We start from the raw sequence: 21218 nt of genomic DNA on the forward strand, positions 1-21218 counted from the left end.
CGATGCCATATATAAACCCGGAAATCCGAATGAAATCGATGCAATATTCGCCATGTGTTTATACCCGCACACCATGGGGAGAGGCGTGAAGAGCGAGAACAAGAAGACGATAATGGCCATCGGAATAGCGTTGCTGATAATAGTCGTCGGATACGCCGCGCTCATAGCATACACGGGAATGAACACCCCGTTCAGCGTGGTGATGTCCCAAAGCATGCAGCACGACAATGAAAGATCCCAGATCGGATGCATAGACACCGGGGACATCGTCGTCGTGAAAAACAAGTCAAATTCAGACATCCAAAGCTATGTAGAAGGCACCCAGATCGGATATTCCTCGTTCGGAGATTACGGATCGGTCATCATTTACGAAAGGAATGTGAATTATAATCCGGTGATCCACAGAGCGATAGTCTGGTTGGAATGGGATTCCAACACGAAAAAATGGAGCTCCCCGGAACTCGAGAATTATAAGGGCACCTGGTACAGCAGCAATGGGTCAGACTATACCGATCTGACCGGAACCCTCACTTTCGTGGATATAACCCAATCCAAAAAAACTGTATCAATCAATCTCTCCAACTTGGGGAAGAACAGCGGATACCTTACATTGGGCGACAACCCGAAGACCAACCTCAGTTTCGATCAGGCATCCGGGATAATAGGGCATCCGATATCTTACAGCGAAATAAAATCCGTCCCGATATTGGAGCTTCCGTGGCTCGGAACCATAAAACTCCTCATCAAAGGGAACAGCAACCTCACCTACGTTCCGAACAGCGTGCCATCTCTCGCGATGCTTCTGACGCTCGTGATAGCATCCATGGTCATAATAGACATAATTTGGCAGGCGAGAAGATGGAAAAACGAATAAAAATAGGATCTATGGGACGGGTAAAACAATCCCGCCCCTATGGAACCATTAAGAAAGTTCTTACATGCAGCAGGAATGGTTTTCCTGGAGGTCTCCCAATGCCTTCTCCCACCTGCCATTCGCCAGGAATGTCTTGTCAGCGTTCGATTCCATTCTTTTGTACGCTTCATACGGAACTGCGAAGGTCATCTCCTCCGGACGCACAAACTTCCTGACATACAGTTCGGTTGCCCCCAAGAACGCATCCTGAGTCCCTTTCTCGCTTTCGGCTTTGGGAAGCGCGTACAATTCCTCGCAAGCGAAAGCATGGACCATGTGCACATGAGGGCCGGGAGCGCGATCGTAACCGATGAGAGTGGAAAGCGCGGAAATGCGAACGTTGTCGGTGAGGATCGCCACAACTTCTATGGGAGCTCCCCTGGATTCCGCCTTATCCAGAGGTTCCATGACGCAATAGTCATTCCCGGTGCCATAAGCCTTCATGAAACCAAGAGAAGCGGATGCGATCTCAGGATCACGATAAAAACCAGCACCGGGCCTGTCATTCAGACCGGTGGAATAGATGAATGAAAGGTCTTTGCGATCGGATTCGCCGCCCATTCCCAGACCGTTGTGCGAACCGCCGCAACCCATCTGATCCTTGCGGGCCGCGATGGTATGTCCTTTTAAAGCAGGAATGAACATGGACTTGAAAACGCAATGGATGCTCTCATCAGGAGATTCAGATCCTTCTGGAGCTTCTGGAACGTGGTATATTGCTACAAATGGAGTTTCATTACGGAGATAAGCGGATAATTTTCCCATGGATGCCATATCCAATCCTGACGAAATAATACTATGCTTATGGCAAAGGCCCCCACCCCTCCATTTCCACTGGAACCAGAAAAAAAGATATGGGCAATCGTAGACAGACAGGAAAATACGAGGAAAGGGATAGGAAAGAAGGAAAATAAGCGTTGAAAAGAGTGAAAAACAGAATGATGAATAAGATAAAACACGCTTTGAACCGAACGAAATCAGTTTGCTCAATTCAAAGCGGCAATGAAAGAATTTTTCCTATGGAATCAGAAGAAAGTCTTCTGTTTCGGAGGCTTGTACATCCAATAATCTTTGAAAGCATCATCGGATTTTATCATGTTGACAATTTCTTTTGGGGTGCTGAGTTCAATTTCCCTCGTACGACCGGCTCTTCCGAAGGATTTGACCCTTGCATGGACGATTCCAAGCATATCCAGTTCAGAAATCAGACCTGCAACCCTTCTTTGGGAAAGCGCAGATTGTCCGATGACTTCGCATATGAATTTGTATTTCGTGAAGACATCCCCGGTTGTCATCGGATTCAGCCCTTCATCTTTATTTAATATGACGCTCAGAAGAACTGTCTTGGATTGTATAGTCAAGGTTTTTACAACTTCGGAAACAGCATCGAGTTCGATCTTATTCTTCGCAGAACGAACATGAGCCGATGTTATCTTGGAATCTCCGTTTCTTTCAGCTATATCCGCAGACATTCTGAGAAGATCCAAGGCGCGTCTCGCATCCCCCATTTCCTGCGCAGAAAGCGCAGCACAATATGGTATGACATCATCGTCAAGAATTCCGTCATCGAAAGCGAATTTCGCTCTTTCATAAAGGATATCCTGGAGCTGCTCGACGTTATATGGAGGGAATATGATTTTTTCCTCTCCCAGTCTGCTTCTGATCCTAGGACTGAGGAATTCAGTGAATTTCGCATTGTTGGTTATTCCGATCACGGAAACTTTGGAAATCTGAAGGATCTCGTTTATCGATGTGAGATAATAGAAGATGTCTGCCCCATTCTTTTGGAATGATCTGTCTATCTCGTCGAGAACGATTATGAAGACTTTCTCTTCTTTGTCTATATATTCAGCCAATTCCGCGAAGACTTTATCAATACTCCATCCTGTGAACGGAATCTTCTTGCTGGGATCCGTGATTATCTGGTTGGAAATGTTGTATAAGATTCCGTAGGAAGTGTCGACGACTTCGCAGTTCACATAGATATATGCGCAATTGGTCTGATTCGGATCGGCTTTTTTCAATTCTTTGCCGACAAAATTCATGACCGCGGTCTTTCCTGTTCCGGTCTTTCCGATTATAAGAATGTTGGATGGTTTGTCTTTGTTGAGGGCAGGGGCTATTATCTCGACGACTTCGTTGATCTTATCCATTCTATGTGGCAGCTTCTCAGGTATGTAGGATGACTGAAGAATTTTCTTATTCTTCACCACCGTATTCCTTTTTTGCATATATTGCGTAAAAATGTTCGGCTCAGTCATGTCCCTACCCTTTTCATTGGAAATACCTTTTTCCAATTTTCTTTCCACTCTATCTTTACGTTGTTTATAACGATTTTCAGACAGCGCCCTGATGGTGCTCTGATTGTCCCTATTCCAATGGAAATTTTTCAGGGTTTCCGTCGGATCCTTCTCAGGTCTAATCCATATTAAATAATAGATTCAGGTTACCCTCATTACAATCAAAGGAGGAGCATAACAATGAAAGGATGGCTCACTATCGGCGCTTGCATTCTTGGGATAGTCGCGTTCATAGGCGTTCTTTGCCTCATCAACTCCATGGTCTGAGCTGCCCCATACCCTTCATGGGGAGTTCCAGTGGAAATGGAGGGGTGGGGGGCATGATTGTCTACCGCACCCCTATTTCTTTATCATCTGCAGCGGAACTTTTTATCCGGTGCTTCCGATTGAATAAATATCTCATTCTCGCGTTCTCGGTCGTAGCTGTCGCGCTTCTTATCGTTTTCTTCTCGGGGAATCCGATGATGGAATTCGATCAGAGGGGCATCGCCCATGGCGTGAGCGAATCTGCCAAAGGGTACACTTTCGATTTCGACTGCTCCGATGGAACCAAGATTAGATGTTTCTCCAAGGTTGAAGTCACAGAATTGGGTCATTACGGTATTTCCGGCGCATTCTCGAGCGATGGGTCTATCTTCTTTGTTTCGACTCTGACTCTTCTGGATGATCCCTCTTTTGGGACAATATAAAGTAGCATTGAGCGATTGCCCTCGGGATGTTCGTTGCGGTTGACGATACGGATTCGATGAAAGGGAATTGCACGACGTTCCTTGCGACGGAGATCATACGCGAGTTCCCCGAGCTGGATCTCATAGGGAATCCCCGTTTGGTTCGTCTCAACCCTTCTGTCCCATGGAAGACTCGCGGAAACGGCTCTCTTACTATGAGATTCGGAAAAGGTGCTGGGAAAAAGAGGCTCATCGGACGCATAGGAGATCGCGACATATTCTGCTATGACCGCCATACTTCATACGAGCCCGATCCGGAGGAGATGAAGCGCAGGATCATACCGCATATCCAAGAGCATCACGAGGATGATTCCGATCCTGGCCTGCTGATATCCGTCCGGAAACCTTCCCAAGAATTTTACTGGAGAGGGGTCAGGACCATACTAACCCGCGATGACGTGGATCCTGGGATAAAGGCTGTCGGAGGCACCACATTCGAAATTGGATGCGGAAGAGGTCTCATAGGTTGCGTTTGCGGCATGGCTTGGAGGCCCAGGGACAGCACATATGAGCTTCTGACTTATCGCCCACCCGAGAGGTGGGGCACAGAGCGTATTTTCGATCCTCTCACCATACGCGATGTTGAGCACGGTTATCCTACGACATTCAACAGCTGGGAAGACCGCATGCAGAAGGTTGCGATGGTTCCTGCGACTCCCTGTCCTGTGATGTACGGACTTCGCGGCGACGTCGAAGAAGATCTCATCGAAGCTTCCGGGAAAATATCGACCGAGCCGATAGAGAGATGGATGATATTCCTGACAAACCAGGGGACGGACGATCACATCATCACCCACGCGAAGAGCTTGGTTCCCAACCAATCTTATTTCATCCGCGGAACCGTATCTTCGAGATCCCGCCATATTCCCGGCGGCCATGTGTTTTTCGATGTGTCCACCGAATATGGGAAGGTGGAATGCGGCACATACGAACCATCGAAAGAATTCAGATTCGTTCCTGATTGGCTGGATGTCGGGGACGAAATCGAAGTGGTCGGGGAATTGAGGGATAATCCCCGCACTTTGAACATCGAGAAGATACACGTCATTTCCACTGTGGAAGAGCGCAGAAAGATTTCGAATCCGATCTGTCCGGTATGCGGGAAGACGATGGGTTCTGCAGGTTCCTGTGCCGGTTTCAGATGCAAAAAATGCCATACGAAAGCTTCCGAACCTGTGACCGAGGCCGTAGTCCGCCAGATCGTTCCAGGTTGGTATGAGCCTCCCACCGCCGCAAGAAGGCATCTTTCCAAGCCTCTCAAAAGGATGGGCGAATGCCAGCCTGTGGAATTCGTCAATGGACGTAATCGATAATCGACATTATTTTATATGGACGCCATATGGAATCCCAAGGGATATTCTATGGATCAAGCAGTCATACTCAGCGCAGTCAGGACCCCCATCGGGAAATATGGCAAATCTCTCGCGGGAATCAAAGCAACCGATCTCGGAGCATTGGCAGTCAAGGAAGCCGTTTCCAGAGCCGGGCTGCAGCCTGGGGACATCGAAGAATGCATCATGGGCAACGTCATCAGCGCCGGTCTCGGCCAGAATCCTGCCAGGCAAGCCGCAATCGGTGCAGGCCTCCCCGTGGAGATAGGATCCTTCACCGTGAACGCAGTCTGCGGTTCCGGAATGAAAGCTGCCATGCTCGCTTCTGACGCCATCAAAGCCGGGGAGTACAACGTTCTGGCTGTGGGCGGCATGGAGAACATGTCCGCTGCGCCTTACATCATGAACGGCGCCAGATGGGGATACAGGATGAACGATCAGACCGTGGTGGATGCGATGGTTCATGACGGCCTTTGGGATATCTTCAACAACCAGCACATGGGATTCACCGGTGAGATCGTCGCTGAGAGGTTCAATGTGACCAGGGAGGATGCGGACAGGCTTTCGATGGAATCCCATCTCAAAGCGGCCGCGGCCACCAAAGAGGGGAGATTCAAGAATGAGATCGTTCCCGTCACCATCCCTTCCAAGAAAGGGGACATAGTGGTCGAGGAAGACGAGGGAATCAGACCCGATTCTACCATGGAATCCCTCGGCAAACTGAAGCCGGTCTTCAAGAAGGACGGCATTGTCACCGCGGGGAACTCTTCCCAGCTCAGCGATGGGGCTTCCGCTCTCGTCGTAGCATCGGGGAAATGGGCGGAGGAGCACGGCATCAAACCTCTCGCCACCATCGAAGCTTATGGGGAGCGCGGAGTGAAGCCAGAATACATCATGGAAGCGCCCATCCCGACCACCAGGCACGTTCTGAAGAAGGCCGGGATGACGATCGATGACATAGATCTCTTCGAGCACAATGAAGCCTTCGCGTCCGCGTCATGCGCAGTGAAGAAAGAGCTCAACGTTCCGGACGAGATATTCAATGTGAACGGCGGAGCTGTCGCGCTGGGACACCCTATAGGATGCTCCGGAGCTCGCGTGCTTACCACTCTTCTCCATTCGCTCATCAACCGCAACAAAGAGGTTGGGCTGGGAACCCTCTGCCTCGGTGGCGGAAACGCAGTGACGATGATAATCCGCCGTTGCTGACGGTTCAACCGGCCTATTTGGCCGGACCCTTTCCAAACCTTTTCGTTTTATAATCCAGAATGGGCATAATCCCCATCATGAAGCCTCTTGATCGCGTCCTCGCGGAGATAGATTCCTCTGAAGGGAATATGGTCCAAACCATGATAGAGATGATTGGGATCCCTGCGGTCGCGCCGGAGAGTGGAGGCTTAGGCGAGGAGCGGAAAGCGGATTATCTCATGCCTAAATTGGCAGGTTTTGATGAGGTAGTCAGGATAGACGTCCCCGACAATTTCGATCCTTCGATAATGAGGCCGAACATTCTCGCCAGAAAGGTCGGGAAGAAGGACGGTACGGTGTGGATCGTCGCGCACATGGACGTCGTTCCTGAAGGGGATTTCAGCAAATGGGACAATCCTCCCTTCGAACCGATCCTGAAAGATGGCAGCATATATGGCAGAGGGACGGAGGACAACGGTCAGGCGCTGATATCATCCCTTTTCGCGGCGCTCCCATATCTCGGAGAGGAATTGGGTGGCATGTCAATCGGTCTCGCATATGTCGCGGACGAGGAGACTACCAGCCTGATGGGCATCGGCTATCTCATAGACCACGGATATTTCTCCCATGATGATGTCATCGTCGTCCCGGATTGGGGCTCCCCAGGCGGATCGAAGATATGGCTCTCCGAGAAGAGTCTGGTGTGGGTGAAGTTCGATGTCATCGGGCGCTCGGTGCACGGATCAACACCGCATAAGGGCATCAACGCATTCCGTGCTTCGGCATATTTCATGGCGGATCTCATCGACACTCTGGAGAGCAGATTCTCCGAGAGGAACGAGCTTTTCTCCCCTCCATTCTCGACTTTCGAGCCGACCAAGAGCTCTGCCACCGTGGAGAATGTGAACACGATTCCTGGGACGCACAGTTTCTGCATCGATGTGCGTCTTCTCCCGACTTACAGCATCGATGATGTGATGGATGTCTGCAGAGAGGTGGCCAGGAGACACGAGAAAGATGGGGTTAGGATAATTGTCACCGAGCTTCAAAGGAACGTTTCCGGTTCTGTGTCTTCGCCAGATTCCATAGGTTTCAAAGCCCTTTCCGACGCGGTGGAGATGATAACAGGCTCCAGACCGACGCCGGCGGGAACCGGAGCGGCCACATGCGCCAATTTCTTCAGGCTGGCAGACTTCGATGCTTATGTTTGGCAATGCGGCGGCGGGACTCTCCACGAGCCCAATGAGCATGTGGTCATCAGCAATCTCATGACCGACTGCAAAGTGTTCGCCGCGCTGTTCCATTCTCTCTGTCTGGAAGGGGAGAATGGGAATAAGCCTGACGAATAAAAATCGGATGAAGAGGTTTCAGAGGGATGGCCCCCTGAAAGAATTCACTCCTCGAACATCCTCTCTATCATCCAGTCAGTGTTGAATTTGATTATGTCGTCGTATTCCTGGCCGTTGCAGACGAACGCTATCGGCTTCCCGATCGTGTGGGCTATCGAAAGCGCGGCGCCTCCTTTTGCGTCGGTGTCTATCTTGGTCAGAATTACGGCGTCGATGCCTATCGCATCGTCGAAGACTTTCGCCTGTTCGATGGCATCGTTTCCGGCGAGGGAATCGCCGACGAACACTTTCAGATCGGGCTTGGCTATCCTGACGATCTTCTTCATCTCCTCGATGAGGTTGCTGTTGGTCTGCATCCTCCCGGCGGTATCTATGAAGACGATGTCTTTCATCCTCGATCTGGCATGCTCCACTGCATCGAAAGCTACGGCCGCGGGATCCGCTCCATGGTCTTGCTTGACGATCTTGCATCCCAGCTTTTCCGCGTGGATCCCAAGCTGCTCAATGGCCCCTGCCCTGAAGGTATCGCATGCGGCCAAGACAACGGTTTTGCCCTGTTTCTGGACGCGATTGGCCAATTTGGCGATGGCAGTGGTTTTGCCGGTCCCGTTTATCCCGACGAACATAATCACGGTGGGCTTCTTGCGTCCCTCGAGCCACTCGTCGAAATCGAACTCGTTTATCTCGAGGACGTCCCTTACTGCATCCTTGACGGAAAGCTCGACGACCTGCTCCAAAGAGTAGGAGCGGTCATACTTTTTGCCGACGAGATTCTCCCTGACGCCATCCTTTATCTTTTCCGCGACGGGATAAGCGACATCCGCTTCGAGGAGGATGATCTCCAGCTCGTTGAGAATCTCATCGAGAGGGTCTTCCTTGATTTTCTTGGCGAGGAAATCGTCGCTGAGGAGCTTGGAACCTTTCCCAGATTTGCCCTGCTGCTTCTTCAGCTTCAGCTCTTCTTTTCTGGAGAGCTTCTTCGGGACTTCGGTTTCTGTGGGAACCTCCGGCTTCTCGATCTCCGGAGCCGACACCGATTTCGTCTCGGGGACCTCGGTCTTCGGGGGCTCCGTGGGAGTCTCGATGGTCTCCGGCTTCTGGGGCTCTTCGCGCTTTTCCCTGTGGAACCAACCGTGCTTGGGCTGCTCTGGTTTCTCGGTTTCTGTCGGAACCTCCGGCTTCTCGATCTCCGGCGCAGAAACTGATTTCGTCTCCGGGACCTCGGTCTTCGGAGGCTCCGTGGGAGTCTCGATGGTCTCAGTCTTCGGGACTTCAATCTCACGCTCGTCTTTCTTGTCCGGTCCAGGGCCGGGGAGTTCGGGTCCGTCTTTGTAGACTTTGTCTTTGTCTATTTTCTTCTCCGCTTTGGAGAAGAGGTTTTTCATCTTCGCTTTGAGGGACTCGAACATAACCGCACCCTTGATCACTGGATTTGTTGCTGCTTCCTGGCGTCGTATTCGTTTTGGATAGCCGCGGTAAGATTGTTTAGGGCGTCCTGGGATTCTCCGAGGGCTTCCATCGTTTTCTTCAGAGCCTCGGATATCTCTGCGCTGTTGGCTTCCATGTATCCGATGGCGGAATCGACGTCTTTCTCGACGGATATGTCGGATCCCACATCGACTATGACATTCCTGTTGGGGGTGACTTTCACCGTGATGAAGGAATTGGCCGCGATCGGGACCATTATCTCGTCGCCGTCTTTCGCGCTCTTGAAGGCTTTGAGGGCATCGGAAGCCAGAGAAACTTCGTTGAGGGATACGCGGAGCACCTGAACCTGGCGGGAAAGGGCTTCTACCCTCTGTCTATACGATTCCGCGACGGAAATTGCCTGGCGGAGCTCAGCGTCTTCCACGTTCACTCACCGATCTGGTATTTCACGATGTGGTTGGTGACTTCATCGGCGGGGAGCTCTTTCACTTCGGAGATGCAGATCTGCGTTCTCTTGAGCTTGTGCTTGCTTCCGATGGTGGAAAGGACCTTCTCCCTGACGGCTGCCTCGTCCTCAGCGGCCATTTCGATGCAGAAAGGCTGGCTGACGTATCTGACATCCTCATAACTTCCTGATATGCTGAAAGCTTTCATTTTGATTACCTTGGTTTGCCATGAACCCTATAATATAAATAAAGGTTTAGGTAGGCTCCATATTTATTATAATAAGGGAAGCTGCCGGCGGCAGAGCCCTTTGCGCCCGCCATTTCCAGACCTGAAAACCCGTTTCCATGCTGGGAGGCACGCATCTCCGCAATTCATTTTATATCGAAGGTGGTAGATTGTGACGTCCAAGATGCGTTTGGGATGTCGGTGGGATGTTTCTTCGCGGCATCGCGGCAGGCAGGGTTCATATGAAAGCTTTCGAGACCGAATCGCTGAATCGCATGGCGAAGGAGATTTCCGGGTTCGTCGATGACATAGCCGCGGCCATAAAGGTTCCAACAGGCATCGAGAAGAGGTATTCCCGCATATTCGTGTTCGGGATGGGCGCCTCATCCATTGCCGGCAGGGTGTACAAGGATTCCACCTATTATGCGTCCGGGATCCCCGTGGTCACGCTGAAGCCCTTCGCTCTGCCCGATTGGGTCGATGAGGATTGTCTTCTCATAGTATGCAGCTACTCAGGGAACACCTTCGAAACGGTCGAGATGTACAAAATGGCCCGCGCATGCGGCATGAACGTCGTCGCGGTCACTCGCGGAGGGATTCTGGGAAGTCTGGCGGAAGCGGACGGATCGCCCATAGCCAGAATCGGAGGCGACAGCATGCAGCCCCGCAGCGCGGTCGGATGGTTCCTCGGGATAACCGGCGGGATCATCGAAGACGCTGGCGGCCCCGCTTTCCGCGCTCAAATCGAAGAGATGATCCCCCGCCTGAGAGCGTACAAGGAGGAGATCGAATCCGAGGACGGAATCGCCTGGGAGATCGCCAGGTCCCTGAACGGAAGGTTCCCGGTGATCTACGGCACGCCGGATCTCATGGGCGCAGCCGTCAGATGGAAGAACCAGCTGAACGAGAATTCCAAGCTCGTCGCATTTTCAGGGCCGCTGCCGGAGTTCGACCACAACGAGATCGTCGGATGGTGCGAGGACCCCCAGCGCAAATTGTTCTATCCCATCATCATCGAAGGCGGGTACGAGGACAATCTCCCTAAAATCCTGGATGCTACCGTCGGATTGGTCTCCAGCAGAGGCGTGGACATGGTCCGCATACGCGCGAAAGGGAAGACTCCCCTGGAGGAATCCATTTACATGATCATGCTCGGCGACAACAACTCCCTGTATCTGGCATCGATATCTGGGGTTGATCCTTGCGACGTCAGATCCATAAACGAGCTCAAGCGCCGTCTCAAGGAGAAATTTCCGAGCTGAGCTGTCAGAACAGTTTTTCCTTCCCTTCGTTTTCCGACGCGAACCCGATGTCGGCCATCTTCCTTCCGACCAAGAACACCGCGAGGAATTCCGGCACTTCGGTCTCCCCTTCCAAGGTGAAATCCTGGCCTTTCATGTTCATGCTGACGTTTTTCCTCATCGTCACTTTGACCGGGTCGTCGGTGTAATCTGCAGGCACGGCGCTTTGCAGCGGGTCGAAATCTGTCAGCTCGTCGCGGGTAAGCGGAGTGACTCTCAGCCCGCTTTTGCCGTGGATCGAGCCCGGGAGGCGTATGAGCCTCTTTATGTCGGCGGTAACAGGCTCATCCACCTCGCCGGAAAGGGTGTGCGCCACGTCTTCCTTCATGATTCTGATGAGGATGTCCTGCGCCGGCTTCGACAGGAACGCCATCGAATCCTTCTCGAACATTATCCTGGCGCTTTTTGCGAGCTCATCCTTCGTCTTCTGGATGGTCTGCGTGCCGCTCCCTTTGATGCTCGGGTAGGATTTTTTGATGTCTTTGGGCTCCATTGTCAGGAAGTCGTCTACCACTTTCTCCAAGGCTTTCCTCATCTTCCTGCGCCATCCCCCGCATTCCTTGGGAGGGAGAAGCCTGTCTTTGGCGACGTTGACGTACGTCCCGGAGGATGTGGACATGGATGAGGTCGCGACCGAATGGTACGGGAACACCCAGTCGATGTTCAGACCCGAGCATGTGATGTAATCCACGATCTCCCTTCTTTCGTTGGTTCCGAGGCCCATTATGTCGGGGGCCCTGACGTGCGCGTGGTATCCTCTTCCGCCGGAGAACGTTATGTGGACCTGGTCCTCGGAGAATCCTAAGTCCCCCAGCAGGAAGCTGTCGACCAGCCCGATCATCTCTGATCTAATCTGGGTCATCATCTCGGAGTACGTCATGTTCGCGGCGCCTTCCAGGTGGTCAGCATCCAGATCGAAAATTAGCTCAGCGCCCATCCAGCTCTTCTCCTCCATCGTCGGGGCGTCCGGCTTGCGGTAATATGACGTGGAATAGTAGCTGTGGGACGGGACCTGGCGGGACATGAACGCGGTCATCTCCTCCGGGCTGCGGAATGACAGGTGCCTCTGGACGTAAGTTTTGTCGAAGAACATGAACCCGAATTCCCTTCTCGTGAATCTGTCCGGGAGAATCGCCGCGTTGCTGCGGTAATATCTCTTGAAGACTTTGTACAAGAAGCGTCCGTTCGCGTCCATTCGTATGAAGGATATACTATTCAACTAAAATATGTGTGCGTCAGTTTCCTCACTATGGGCGAGAAGGTCCCCGTTTATGACAACCACATCCACATGAGCCCCTCCGGACGCAATGTCGACGCGCTCAGGGAATACCAAGCCGCAGGCGGGACCGGGCTCACTCTCGTGACGCTCCCTTACAAGGAGGTCCAGATCTCGAAGGGAGAGGATTTCGCCAGATCTTACGGGATAACCTATTCGTTGGCGGAGAAGGCGAGGGAGGCTACGGACCTGGAGATCAACATCGCGGTCGGGCCCTATCCCGTACTCATCATCCCGCTCGCCGAGAGGTACGGGCTGGAGAGAGCCGAGGAGATCATGGTCAAAGGCATGGAGGATGCAGGCAGGGACGTGGCCGAGGGGAAAGCGGTAGCCATCGGGGAGATCGGGAGGCCGCATTTTCCGGTTCCGACGGAGATAAGAGAGGCTTCAGACAGGGTACTTCTCCGCGGGATGGAGATCGCGAAGGAAAACCGCTGCCCAGTGATAATCCACTGCGAATCCGACGCCGATACCGACCGCTCTCTCGCCGAGCTCGCGGACAAGGCCGGCTTGGACAGGGGCATGGTCGTGAAGCATTCCTCTCCGCCGTTGGTCACCGAAGAGGAGACCCACGGAGTTATGCCCTCGATCCCAGCTTCGAAATCGAACGTGAAAGAGGCGATCTCCAAAGGCACAGACCGCTTCATGATCGAGACGGATTACATCGATGACCCGGAGAAGCCGGGAGCGATAATGTCGGTCAACACCGTGCCTAAGAAAGTCTCCGCATGGCTTGCCAACGGCCAGGTCTCTGCGGAGAGCATACACAGGATTTGCGGGGACATCCCAGATTCACTTTACAAGCGCTGAGGAGGCAGAAGATGTCATTCAGGATAACTTGCGTTTACGACGAAGGCTCATAGGAGAACACCGCTCTGATCGGCGCGAAAGGCTCGTCCTTTCTGATCGAATCCGGAGGCAGAAAGCTTCTTTTCGACGTCGGCCTCCGCGGGAGATATCTCTCGCACAATCTCATCAATCTCTCTGTGGATCCGGATTCCATAGATGCCGTGGTGATCTCGCAGGACAACCCCGACAATTCCCGCGGTCTGGAGGGCCTTCTGAAGGAGAGGACGAAGCCTGTGGATGTCTATGCGATGCCCGGGATGTATTCCGGGAAGGGCGGATTCCTGTCCAAATCCGCCGGCATACCCGAAGCGTGCAGGGAAAAAGCCGCACTCCATTATGATGAAGGTTGGATAGAGCCGATCCCGGGGGTTTTTAGGACGCCTTATCTAAGCCTTTCCAGCGGATACAAGGAGGCTTATCTGGTTTTGGACGAGTCGAAGAGGCTCACGGTGATCAGCGGTTTCGGGGCCGAGGGGCCGGAGACGCCAATGATAGAGGCGGAATCCCGTTTCGGTGGCAGAGTCAGGTCTTTCATAGGCTCGGTCAATCTCACAAAGAAGAAGAAGCCCGTCGCGGAGAGCTATGCCGCCTCGTTCCAGTCGCACGGGGTGCAGGAGATCCGCCTCAACCACAGCACGTCCAGAGACGGCATGACCAATCTGAGGGTGGTCCTGGGTCTCGCAGAAGTGAAGGATTTCTACGTCGGATGCACGTATTCCGAATGAATCTCGACAATAGTTTATATACCAAAAAGTAAAAGGTGAGGTCATGAAAGCGGTATGGCACCTGAGGACCGCTATGATGTTCGCGGTGATGACCGGTCTGCTGGTCGTCATAGGAATTGCGGTAGGGTATTACCTTGGGAACATGTGGGCCGGTATGTGGGTGATGCTCGCCATCTCCATAGCGATGAACCTTTACTCGCTTTTCGGCTCCAAGAAGATGGCTCTGTCTGCAAACAAAGTCCGTCTCGTCACCGAAGCGGAGGAGCCGAGGCTGTATGGCATAGTCAAGAATCTGGCCAACAAAGCCGGGCTTCCCATGCCCGAGGTCGGGATCTCCGAGGTGCCCATGCCAAACGCGTTCGCTACCGGGCGCAGCCCCAAGGACGCGGCCGTGGTGGCTACGAGGCCGATCCTCAACCTCCTTACCGATGAGGAGCTGGAAGGCGTAATGGCACATGAGCTGTCCCACGTCAAGAACCGTGACATACTGGTGATGTCGGCGGCTTCCACTCTGGCGTCCCTCGTGGCGTTCGTAACCCGCATGGGAGTGTATTCCGCCCTGTTCAGCGGAGGCAACAGGAACGGGGCCAGCCTGATAATCATGATCTTGATAGACCTCACGGTTCCATTGGCGGCATCGTTGGTCCAGCTCGGAGTATCCAGGAACCGCGAGTTCCTTGCGGACGAATCCGGCGGGAGGCTCACCGGAAAGCCGATGGCGCTGGCTTCCGCGCTCAATAAGCTGGAGACCGGATGCAGCTCCCCGAACAACACGTATTCAAGCGATGCGTACGAATGCATCTGGATCTCAAGCCCCAAAGGGCTCAAGAAGCTGACCGGTTTCACCAACCTTTTCAGGACCCACCCTTCCACCGAGGCAAGGGTAGAGAAGCTCCGCGAGCTCGACAAGGAGCTCAACGGCTCTTACCGCCCGTACTGACGGGAAAACGGGATTCCGGACGGTCTGTTCGGAACCCCTTCATTTCCATTGGAAAATCAGCTGACCGGCTCCCATTTGGCCAGCTCGTTGACTTTGGACAGGGTTGATCCTCTTCTGATTTCTTCTCTAGTCCTGTTCTCCCTCTCATGGACGTCCAGAGCGCGGTTGGCCACTTCGACGGCTGATTCCTTGGGGATCACGACCAATCCGGATTCGTCTCCCACGATCCAGTCTCCGGTGCGGACCCTCTGGCCGCCGACTGTGATTTCTATGCCTATCCCGCCGTATCCCTTGGGCTCTCCGGCGCAGGGCGCTACCGTGCGGGAGAACGCCGGGAATCCCAGGTCGCGGATGTCGTCTATGTCTCTTATGGCACCGTCGATGACGATTCCGGCCGCTCCCATGACCATGGCGGAGCATGTTGCGAGCTCCCCCCAAACAGCAACCGGAGCCGCTCCCACGTCGACCACCAGGACGTCTCCCTTTTTGACGCGGTCTATGGCTTCCACCGGCTTTGCCCAGTCGCCGTTCGTCGTCTGCACGGTGAGAGCGCGGCCCACCATCCTCTGCTTGTGCCCCAAGGATTGCGGAAGGATCCCGAACATGACTCCCTGCTTGTGGAACGCATCCGAGATGTTGCAGGTGGACACCCTGGAGAACGCTTCGAACAGATCGTCCTCAGAATATTTTTTGGCGAGGTCCGTCCTGATCTTTGCGCCTGCGATAGCCTTTTTGACGTTCTCCGCGGCCGCCTTTATGTTTTCGGTCTTTATGATCGCTCCTCCGACGATGATGTCGGCGGCGCCGGCTTCCGCGTAGAGCCCGGCGTTCTCCGCGGTTATCCCTCCTGCGACGGCCACGGGTATGGAAACTTCTTCCACGATCTTCTTTAAGATGTCTATCGGCGGCTCCTCGCCTTTCATCTGGGTGTCTATCCCCATGTGGAGGCAGATGTAGGCCACCCCAAGTTTCTCCACTTCCTTCGCGCGGGAGACTTTGTCGGGGACGTTTATCATGTCCACCATTATCTCCGCGCCGTATTTTCTGCCCGCTTTGACGGCTTCGTCGATAGTTGAATCGTCCGCCAATCCCAGAACAGTGACGACGTCTGCCCCGGATTTGGCCATTATCTCAACCTCGAACGCCCCGACATCCATGGTTTTGGTGTCTGCGATGAGCTTCCTGCCGGGGAATTCCCTGCGCAGAGCGCGAACGGCTTCCGCGCCTTCGCTCTTGATCAGTGGCGTGCCAACTTCTACCCAGTCCGCTCCGCCGTCCACCGCTTCGTGCGCGATAGGAACGGCTCTGCTGAGCTGCATAAGGTCCAAAGCAATCTGCAATGAGGGCATGCATGCGAATCGGGCGGCGTTTATTTCATATTTTTTCGTGGGCGCTCCAGATCCGTTCATATGAATTGGCTGTGGTAAAGGAATTCCTGCGCGTATCCGGCGTAAGGGCCGAATATGCTCCTTCCCGCATCGGCCACTTTGCGGTAGCTCCCGGTGACGCCATACTTCAGTTCCATGACCTTGGAGATGCGCGCGTCTATCGGGAAAGCCTCCAGATGCCCATAGGCGAACAGGGCGACGCAATCGGCGACCTTGGGACCGACGCCGTTTATGCCGACCAGAGCTTCGCAGCATCCCTCGTAATCCAGTTCGGCCATCGCATCCGGATCTATATTCCCGCTCTCAACGCGCTCAGCCAGCTCTATGAGCCTCTGCTCCCTGAACCCGAGTCTGCATGTGCATACCCTGTCCCTGCCATCGAGGATCTGCTCCGGCGTCGGGAATGAGGATCTCCCGCCCAAGTCCGTTCCGAATTCGGTGCAAATCGATTCGACCATCTTCCCGATGCGTGCTACGTTGGCATTGGTCGCAAGAAGATATGTCGCGAGGCATTCCCAGCGATCCTGCCTGAGTATGCGCATCCCTGGGCAGCGAGCTATAAGGTCTGCTACATACGGCTCTCTCCCGGATATGTCGGCAAGTATGGACTCTACGTCGTCATCCGCCCTCATGTAGTCCAGTATGCGTTTCTCAGAGCAGCCCTCTGCAGAGAACCCATTTTCTTCTTGTTTCAGGGTCACAATATTGCAGCCGAGAACGCCTTCCCAGGAGCCATCCACTTTCTTTCTCCACCTATGGGCTTGACCGCAGCCGAGGGTTGGGTCGAGCTGCACGTCGAGCTTTACCTTCATGAGCACAGGATATCGATCGGAATACTTGTTCTGTGCGATTGATTCTGATCCAGCTTAGTTCATCATACAAGGGCGAGCGGCTTGCGGGTGCCTAGTTTCTGCCGTGACATGAAGTTTTGTGTATTCATCGCACAACCACGATATATTTAGGCCCAGATGGCAGTGCTAAGGAGGGAGTCCGGCATATAGGGCTCCCCTTTGCGCCGGTCCCCGACCTGAGCAATCGAAAAGGAGGTGAGAATCCTGGACGATAAAAGGGCCAGAGGCATCCTGCAAAACTGACCCTGGTCCTCGAAGCGATTCGGTTTATCGCCGAGTTGCTGAGATTGCCCTTAATATGAAGGTGACAAACCTCTTACGGCCCTTTGGGGCAGGCAGAAGTCTGCGCATTCATCAGAGTTCCAAAATTCAATCCCATCGCATCGTTGTACTTACCTTTTCCCGGGCAAGGCACACATCATGAACCGCGTGTTTTGTAAATATCTCCCAAAATGTAAGGCTTAGTTAATGGGGCTCCTCTGTGCTTATTCCGAGAGCTCTCAGATACGCATCGATTTTCCATGCCATGAACAAGGGAACGAACGAGAAACCGTCGTCATTGATGCTGGTATTTCTCTTGGACAGTATAAGCGCCGCTTTGGGGGAATATTTCTCGCAGTAAAATTCCAATGACATAGGCTTGCCAATCTTTCCGGATTTGATTTCTACGGGGACGAGTTTGTTTCCCAGTCTGATCTGGAAGTCCACTTCCGCATCCCCCTTGCGGTTGGCCCAGAAGAACGCATCTCCGTCCATGTCCAAAGCAGAGGTCATTTGGTTGAGGGCATAGTTCTCTGCCAGGGCCCCGCGAATGATCGAGGTTCTGCCGTCTGCTGATGAGAGGTTGAACGGGGATATGCCCGCCATACACGAGAGAAGCCCCACGTCCGGCAGATACAGCTTGTAATAGATTCCGCCCCTCGGATTCTGGGGATGGAATCGTCGTTGACTTCCCACGCGCGTTTCAGAAGGCCCGCATCAAGCAACCATTGCAAAGGGTCAGCCAATGTTTTTGTGGTTCCGCCCGCTTTTTTCAGGAAGAATCTGTTTCCTGCTTCGACCGCTTGGTATGCGGCGGAATCCCAGAGCGCTACAACCTTCTGGTAGCTGAATCCGCTGTATTTCCCCATATCCTCTCTGAAAGAACGGATCATTTCGTTCTGGACGCGCCTTACTTCGACTAAATCTTTAGTGCCAATCCAGGTTTGAACAGATTCAGGCATGCCGCCAACCATGAGATAGTCGCCGTAAGAAGACTCGAGGCGTTCCATGGCCCATGCCGGAATCTCTTCGCGCGGCGGGATGCCATCTATCATGCCGAAGAATTCTTCGCCTTCGGTTGCCAGAATGAACTCCCCGAAATCCATGGGCCACATCCTGATGAAATTCACTTTGCCCGCGGGGAATGTATTTCTGTCCTGGATGCCGCCTGCATCCTTTCCTGTTGGGCTGCGATTTGCCAAGGCCAGGCTAAGGAGCGATCCTGCGCAGACTATGTGGTATCCCGGCATTTCTTGGCAGAAATATTTGAGAGATGATAACGCAGCGTAGCAATGCTGGATCTCGTCGAATATTATCAGCGTCCTTTCGGTGATGCGTCTTCCGTTGGCTGCCGAGAGTTCCTTTATTATTCTGTTCGGATCGAGGTCTCTGAATATATTGCTGAGCTGAGGGTTGCGCTCGAAGTCGAAATAGGTCTCATCTTCGTAATGCTTCCTGCCGAATTCTTTCAGCGTGTATGTTTTGCCGCATTGGCGCATTCCAAGCATTATCAAAGGCTTTCTTCTGTCGGATGCTTTCCATCCGAGCAGTTTTGCCTCGATTGTCCTTCTCATGCTTTTGCATGGATTGAACATTATACGAATTTTTTTGGGGGGCTAAAAACGTACTGAATTCTATTTTTTGGGGGGCTAAAAACGGATGGAATGGTGCATGCCGGTTTATTTCGGTCTCAGGGCCCCTTTTCTTCCGAGACACGATTGATATGTGAGGTAGACTATAGTGGAAAAAGTCTGAAAGTTGCCGGTCCTCAGTTTAATACTATAGTGTCCTCCAAAGTCATACTATAGGGGCAAATTGTATTATGCAGCGGGCCCATTCCCAACCATGGCATTCATAAAAGTTCAGAAGCTCGTCAGGAATGATGACGGTTCTGTCCGCTCCGGGAGCGCGGCAATAATCGACGTGATTTACGATAAGAGCAGCAGATACCATTCCAAGCAGGTCCAAAGAGAGAAGCTGGGGAAGATCGTGAGCTTGGCGGCATCCAAGAGGAGAGGGGTTTTCATGTCTCCTACGCGCGGGCTCATCGGTTATGACGCGGACAAAGACGATTTCTTCGACCCCAAAGAGTTCGACCGGGATGAGCCGGCGGTCAGCGCTGAGAAGCAGCTCATTTGCGATCCTCCTTCCAAAAGCGTCGCAATCCAAAGCCCTCCGCCGCAGGATGCCGTACACAAGATATTCGGCGACGCTTATCTCGCTCTCGAATCCATGAGGATGTCAGGGCTGCTCTTCCATCTGAGGAAAGCGTTCCCAGACGATCATGTCTATGAGGGGGTTCTCGTCCGTTCGGTTATGGAAGCCGCAGGATGCTCGGGAATGTCCCCGAAATCGTTCCTGGGCAGATCTTTTCTTTCAGACCTTTTCTCGGGCACAGATTTCGGGGGCAAATTCCTTTCGAAAGCGGGTTCCGAAGGCGTCCGCTCCAAATTCGGGGACGAATTCCGCTTCGGGAAGGTGCCATTCTTCGTAGACGCATCCGCCTACGGCGGCCCGAACGTCATGATCGAATTCGACGGGCCAATGGGAGGGCCTGTGGGATGCGAAGCCATATTGGACCCGGCGGGCTGGGCCGACGGTGCACCATCTTTGGGCGTGGCCGTTCTCGGAGAGGAATACATGTCCGAGAAGCTCTTCAAGAGATTCGGGCCGGAATCTGCTATGACGTTCATCGTGAAGATGCCCGCTAAGAAGGGATATCCATACAAGGATCTCTGCCAGAAAGCGCTGAAGCATGTCGAAGACAAGGAATGCATATTCGAGATCGGCGGAAGGGAGTTTTTTGCAGTCAAGAAGAAGGTCGAGCTGTTCGGCAGGAAAGCCTCCGCTTACATATGCTCCGAGACCGGCGGCTATGGTATTCCCTCCCCAGAATTCACGGTGCTGGTGTCCAACAAAGGCGGAAGCCCCGAGGTCGTAGCCGAAGCGTACATGAACGGCCTGAGGGCGGAAGCCCCATTCAGACACGAGGGGATGGGTTACAGCGCGGAACCCAGGGAAGTGTGCGGGGAGATCATGTGCCAGATTGCCGCATCGATCGTGCGCAAGGCAGTTTCGTCCCGCATGTCCGAGGCTGGGTATGAGCTCGCCGAAGCCATGGGAATCGCGCAATCGCTGATGTCTTCCACGGCAGAGAGGATATGGGTGGAACCTTCCGGAGAGGATGTCGATGTCCTGTACGCTTCCGTCGGAGTGGGGGTCCCCAGAGAATTGGTACCGAAGGCGTACAAGAAAGGCTTGATGAAGCCCAGCGAATGATCATGCCACTCAGCTCGCCCGTCTATCATCACGATCAGCACGAAAAAAACGATCATCACCGTGGCAACTCGGCGATGGCGTGGCGGGCACATAAGGCTTGCGACGGGCCAAGACTGTGTGTAACAACCCTCATTAAAGCATCGACACGGAAACAACCGTTAGACAAACGTCCATCAGACCCCCGAGGTTATGTGCTTCAGAATCAGTCTCCTGTGAATGGCATAAAGAGCGTACCTCACGCGCATTATGAGCACCATGCGGCAGAACTTCTTCGAGGACACGCGGTCGCCGTAGAGGCGCTTGATGACCGAGAAGAAAACCTCGACTAGCCACCTCAGGGTATAACCGGACACCCTGTGTGCTATCTTCTTCCCCAGCTTCTCCTCGACGAGGCGCCGCAAGCGCCTCGCTGGAATACCGCGGTCATCCTTGAATCTGC

Annotated in this window: 21 protein-coding genes; 10 read left to right on the forward strand and 11 right to left on the reverse strand. The window is 53.3% G+C overall.

Annotated elements, in window-relative coordinates; all coding sequences use genetic code 11:
* The first annotated feature begins 85 nt into the window (after positions 1–85).
* On the forward strand, positions 86–874 hold the full coding sequence (locus IKP20_05690) for a S26 family signal peptidase (GenBank protein ID MBR4504445.1): 789 nt from the start codon (positions 86–88) through the stop codon (positions 872–874).
* Between the two features lie 60 nt (positions 875–934).
* Here IKP20_05690 and IKP20_05695 read toward each other — a convergent pair whose 3' ends face one another.
* Both IKP20_05695 and IKP20_05700 read right to left on the reverse strand, forming a co-directional pair.
* Positions 935–1678 carry a DUF169 domain-containing protein gene (locus tag IKP20_05695; protein MBR4504446.1) on the reverse strand — a complete coding sequence of 248 codons (744 nt, stop codon included), beginning with the start codon at positions 1676–1678 and terminating at the stop codon, positions 935–937.
* 260 nt (positions 1679–1938) lie between these two features.
* Positions 1939–3174, reverse strand: coding sequence for an ORC1-type DNA replication protein (locus IKP20_05700; GenBank protein ID MBR4504447.1), 1236 nt, complete (start codon positions 3172–3174; stop codon positions 1939–1941).
* A gap of 425 nt (positions 3175–3599) precedes the next feature.
* On the opposite strand from IKP20_05700, the gene IKP20_05705 reads away from it, so the two are divergent.
* From IKP20_05705 to IKP20_05720, 4 genes are all read left to right on the forward strand, one after another.
* Complete coding sequence (locus IKP20_05705) at positions 3600–3902, forward strand: hypothetical protein (protein ID MBR4504448.1); 303 nt, start codon at positions 3600–3602, stop codon at positions 3900–3902.
* Between the two features lie 26 nt (positions 3903–3928).
* A complete protein-coding gene (locus IKP20_05710) occupies positions 3929–5254 on the forward strand; it encodes a DUF1743 domain-containing protein (protein MBR4504449.1) in 1326 nt (441 codons plus the stop codon).
* Between the two features lie 48 nt (positions 5255–5302).
* On the forward strand, positions 5303–6481 hold the full coding sequence (locus IKP20_05715; protein ID MBR4504450.1) for an acetyl-CoA C-acetyltransferase: 1179 nt from the start codon (positions 5303–5305) through the stop codon (positions 6479–6481).
* A gap of 77 nt (positions 6482–6558) precedes the next feature.
* A complete protein-coding gene (locus tag IKP20_05720) occupies positions 6559–7809 on the forward strand; it encodes a M20 family metallo-hydrolase (protein MBR4504451.1) in 1251 nt (416 codons plus the stop codon).
* Positions 7810–7853: 44 nt separating this feature from the next.
* On the opposite strand, the gene ftsY is transcribed toward IKP20_05720, so the two are convergent.
* Genes ftsY through IKP20_05735 form a run of 3 tightly spaced genes read right to left on the reverse strand, consistent with a single transcriptional unit; the run spans position 7854 to position 9891 of the window.
* Positions 7854–9194, reverse strand: a complete 1341-nt coding sequence (gene ftsY / locus IKP20_05725; GenBank protein MBR4504452.1) for a signal recognition particle-docking protein FtsY — start codon at positions 9192–9194, stop codon at positions 7854–7856.
* Positions 9195–9232: 38 nt separating this feature from the next.
* Entirely contained in the window at positions 9233–9667 is a 435-nt protein-coding gene (gene pfdA / locus IKP20_05730; GenBank protein MBR4504453.1) for a prefoldin subunit alpha, read from the reverse strand.
* Positions 9664–9891, reverse strand: coding sequence for a 50S ribosomal protein L18a (locus tag IKP20_05735; GenBank protein MBR4504454.1), 228 nt, complete (start codon positions 9889–9891; stop codon positions 9664–9666). The genes pfdA and IKP20_05735 overlap by 4 nt, the downstream gene beginning before the upstream one ends.
* A gap of 260 nt (positions 9892–10151) precedes the next feature.
* Between IKP20_05735 and IKP20_05740 the strand changes: the two genes are divergently transcribed.
* Positions 10152–11171: a bifunctional phosphoglucose/phosphomannose isomerase gene (locus tag IKP20_05740; GenBank protein MBR4504455.1), complete on the forward strand. Its 1020-nt coding sequence runs from the start codon at positions 10152–10154 to the stop codon at positions 11169–11171.
* Positions 11172–11175: 4 nt separating this feature from the next.
* Here IKP20_05740 and priS read toward each other — a convergent pair whose 3' ends face one another.
* Entirely contained in the window at positions 11176–12405 is a 1230-nt protein-coding gene (gene priS, locus IKP20_05745) for a DNA primase catalytic subunit PriS (GenBank protein MBR4504456.1), read from the reverse strand.
* 54 nt (positions 12406–12459) lie between these two features.
* Between priS and IKP20_05750 the strand changes: the two genes are divergently transcribed.
* The 3 genes from IKP20_05750 (at position 12460) to IKP20_05760 (ending at position 15000) form a co-directional block, all read left to right on the forward strand.
* A complete protein-coding gene (locus tag IKP20_05750; protein MBR4504457.1) occupies positions 12460–13296 on the forward strand; it encodes a TatD family hydrolase in 837 nt (278 codons plus the stop codon).
* 176 nt (positions 13297–13472) lie between these two features.
* Positions 13473–14060 carry a hypothetical protein gene (locus IKP20_05755; protein MBR4504458.1) on the forward strand — a complete coding sequence of 196 codons (588 nt, stop codon included), beginning with the start codon at positions 13473–13475 and terminating at the stop codon, positions 14058–14060.
* Positions 14061–14103: 43 nt separating this feature from the next.
* Positions 14104–15000, forward strand: coding sequence for a M48 family metalloprotease (locus IKP20_05760; GenBank protein ID MBR4504459.1), 897 nt, complete (start codon positions 14104–14106; stop codon positions 14998–15000).
* A 56-nt stretch (positions 15001–15056) separates the two neighbouring features.
* Here the strand turns inward: IKP20_05760 and IKP20_05765 are convergent, their stop codons facing one another.
* From IKP20_05765 to IKP20_05780, 4 genes are all read right to left on the reverse strand, one after another.
* Positions 15057–16349, reverse strand: a complete 1293-nt coding sequence (locus tag IKP20_05765; protein MBR4504460.1) for an orotidine 5'-phosphate decarboxylase — start codon at positions 16347–16349, stop codon at positions 15057–15059.
* A gap of 56 nt (positions 16350–16405) precedes the next feature.
* Positions 16406–17200, reverse strand: coding sequence for a hypothetical protein (locus IKP20_05770; protein ID MBR4504461.1), 795 nt, complete (start codon positions 17198–17200; stop codon positions 16406–16408).
* Positions 17201–17704: 504 nt separating this feature from the next.
* The gene (locus IKP20_05775) at positions 17705–18106 is read right to left on the reverse strand and encodes a DUF4143 domain-containing protein (GenBank protein MBR4504462.1); all 402 of its coding nucleotides are present in this window, start codon (positions 18104–18106) and stop codon (positions 17705–17707) included.
* Complete coding sequence (locus tag IKP20_05780; protein ID MBR4504463.1) at positions 18010–19074, reverse strand: AAA family ATPase; 1065 nt, start codon at positions 19072–19074, stop codon at positions 18010–18012. The genes IKP20_05775 and IKP20_05780 overlap by 97 nt, the downstream gene beginning before the upstream one ends.
* A gap of 271 nt (positions 19075–19345) precedes the next feature.
* On the opposite strand from IKP20_05780, the gene IKP20_05785 reads away from it, so the two are divergent.
* Positions 19346–20779 carry a hypothetical protein gene (locus IKP20_05785; GenBank protein ID MBR4504464.1) on the forward strand — a complete coding sequence of 478 codons (1434 nt, stop codon included), beginning with the start codon at positions 19346–19348 and terminating at the stop codon, positions 20777–20779.
* Between the two features lie 173 nt (positions 20780–20952).
* Here the strand turns inward: IKP20_05785 and IKP20_05790 are convergent, their stop codons facing one another.
* Positions 20953–21180, reverse strand: coding sequence for a hypothetical protein (locus IKP20_05790; protein ID MBR4504465.1), 228 nt, complete (start codon positions 21178–21180; stop codon positions 20953–20955).
* Between the last annotated feature and the right edge of the window lie 38 nt (positions 21181–21218).

The organism is Candidatus Methanomethylophilaceae archaeon (genome assembly GCA_017524805.1).
Taxonomy (GTDB): domain Archaea; phylum Thermoplasmatota; class Thermoplasmata; order Methanomassiliicoccales; family Methanomethylophilaceae; genus Methanoprimaticola.

Excerpts from the sequence above, each read along its gene's own strand:
- IKP20_05765 (MBR4504460.1), bottom strand. The coding sequence starts at position 16,349 with ATGCCCTCATTGCAGATTGCTTTGGACCTTATGCAGCTCAGCAGAGCC.
- IKP20_05715 (MBR4504450.1), top strand. The coding sequence starts at position 5,303 with ATGGATCAAGCAGTCATACTCAGCGCAGTCAGGACCCCCATCGGGAAA.
- IKP20_05780 (MBR4504463.1), bottom strand. The coding sequence starts at position 19,074 with ATGAGAAGGACAATCGAGGCAAAACTGCTCGGATGGAAAGCATCCGAC.
- ftsY (MBR4504452.1), bottom strand. The coding sequence starts at position 9,194 with ATGAAAAACCTCTTCTCCAAAGCGGAGAAGAAAATAGACAAAGACAAA.
- IKP20_05785 (MBR4504464.1), top strand. The coding sequence starts at position 19,346 with ATGGCATTCATAAAAGTTCAGAAGCTCGTCAGGAATGATGACGGTTCT.
- priS (MBR4504456.1), bottom strand. The coding sequence starts at position 12,405 with ATGGACGCGAACGGACGCTTCTTGTACAAAGTCTTCAAGAGATATTAC.
- IKP20_05775 (MBR4504462.1), bottom strand. The coding sequence starts at position 18,106 with ATGGCGGGCATATCCCCGTTCAACCTCTCATCAGCAGACGGCAGAACC.
- IKP20_05760 (MBR4504459.1), top strand. The coding sequence starts at position 14,104 with ATGAAAGCGGTATGGCACCTGAGGACCGCTATGATGTTCGCGGTGATG.
- IKP20_05735 (MBR4504454.1), bottom strand. The coding sequence starts at position 9,891 with ATGAAAGCTTTCAGCATATCAGGAAGTTATGAGGATGTCAGATACGTC.
- IKP20_05770 (MBR4504461.1), bottom strand. The coding sequence starts at position 17,200 with ATGAAGGTAAAGCTCGACGTGCAGCTCGACCCAACCCTCGGCTGCGGT.
- IKP20_05710 (MBR4504449.1), top strand. The coding sequence starts at position 3,929 with ATGTTCGTTGCGGTTGACGATACGGATTCGATGAAAGGGAATTGCACG.
- IKP20_05700 (MBR4504447.1), bottom strand. The coding sequence starts at position 3,174 with ATGACTGAGCCGAACATTTTTACGCAATATATGCAAAAAAGGAATACG.
- IKP20_05720 (MBR4504451.1), top strand. The coding sequence starts at position 6,559 with ATGAAGCCTCTTGATCGCGTCCTCGCGGAGATAGATTCCTCTGAAGGG.
- IKP20_05695 (MBR4504446.1), bottom strand. The coding sequence starts at position 1,678 with ATGGGAAAATTATCCGCTTATCTCCGTAATGAAACTCCATTTGTAGCA.
- IKP20_05740 (MBR4504455.1), top strand. The coding sequence starts at position 10,152 with ATGAAAGCTTTCGAGACCGAATCGCTGAATCGCATGGCGAAGGAGATT.
- IKP20_05750 (MBR4504457.1), top strand. The coding sequence starts at position 12,460 with ATGGGCGAGAAGGTCCCCGTTTATGACAACCACATCCACATGAGCCCC.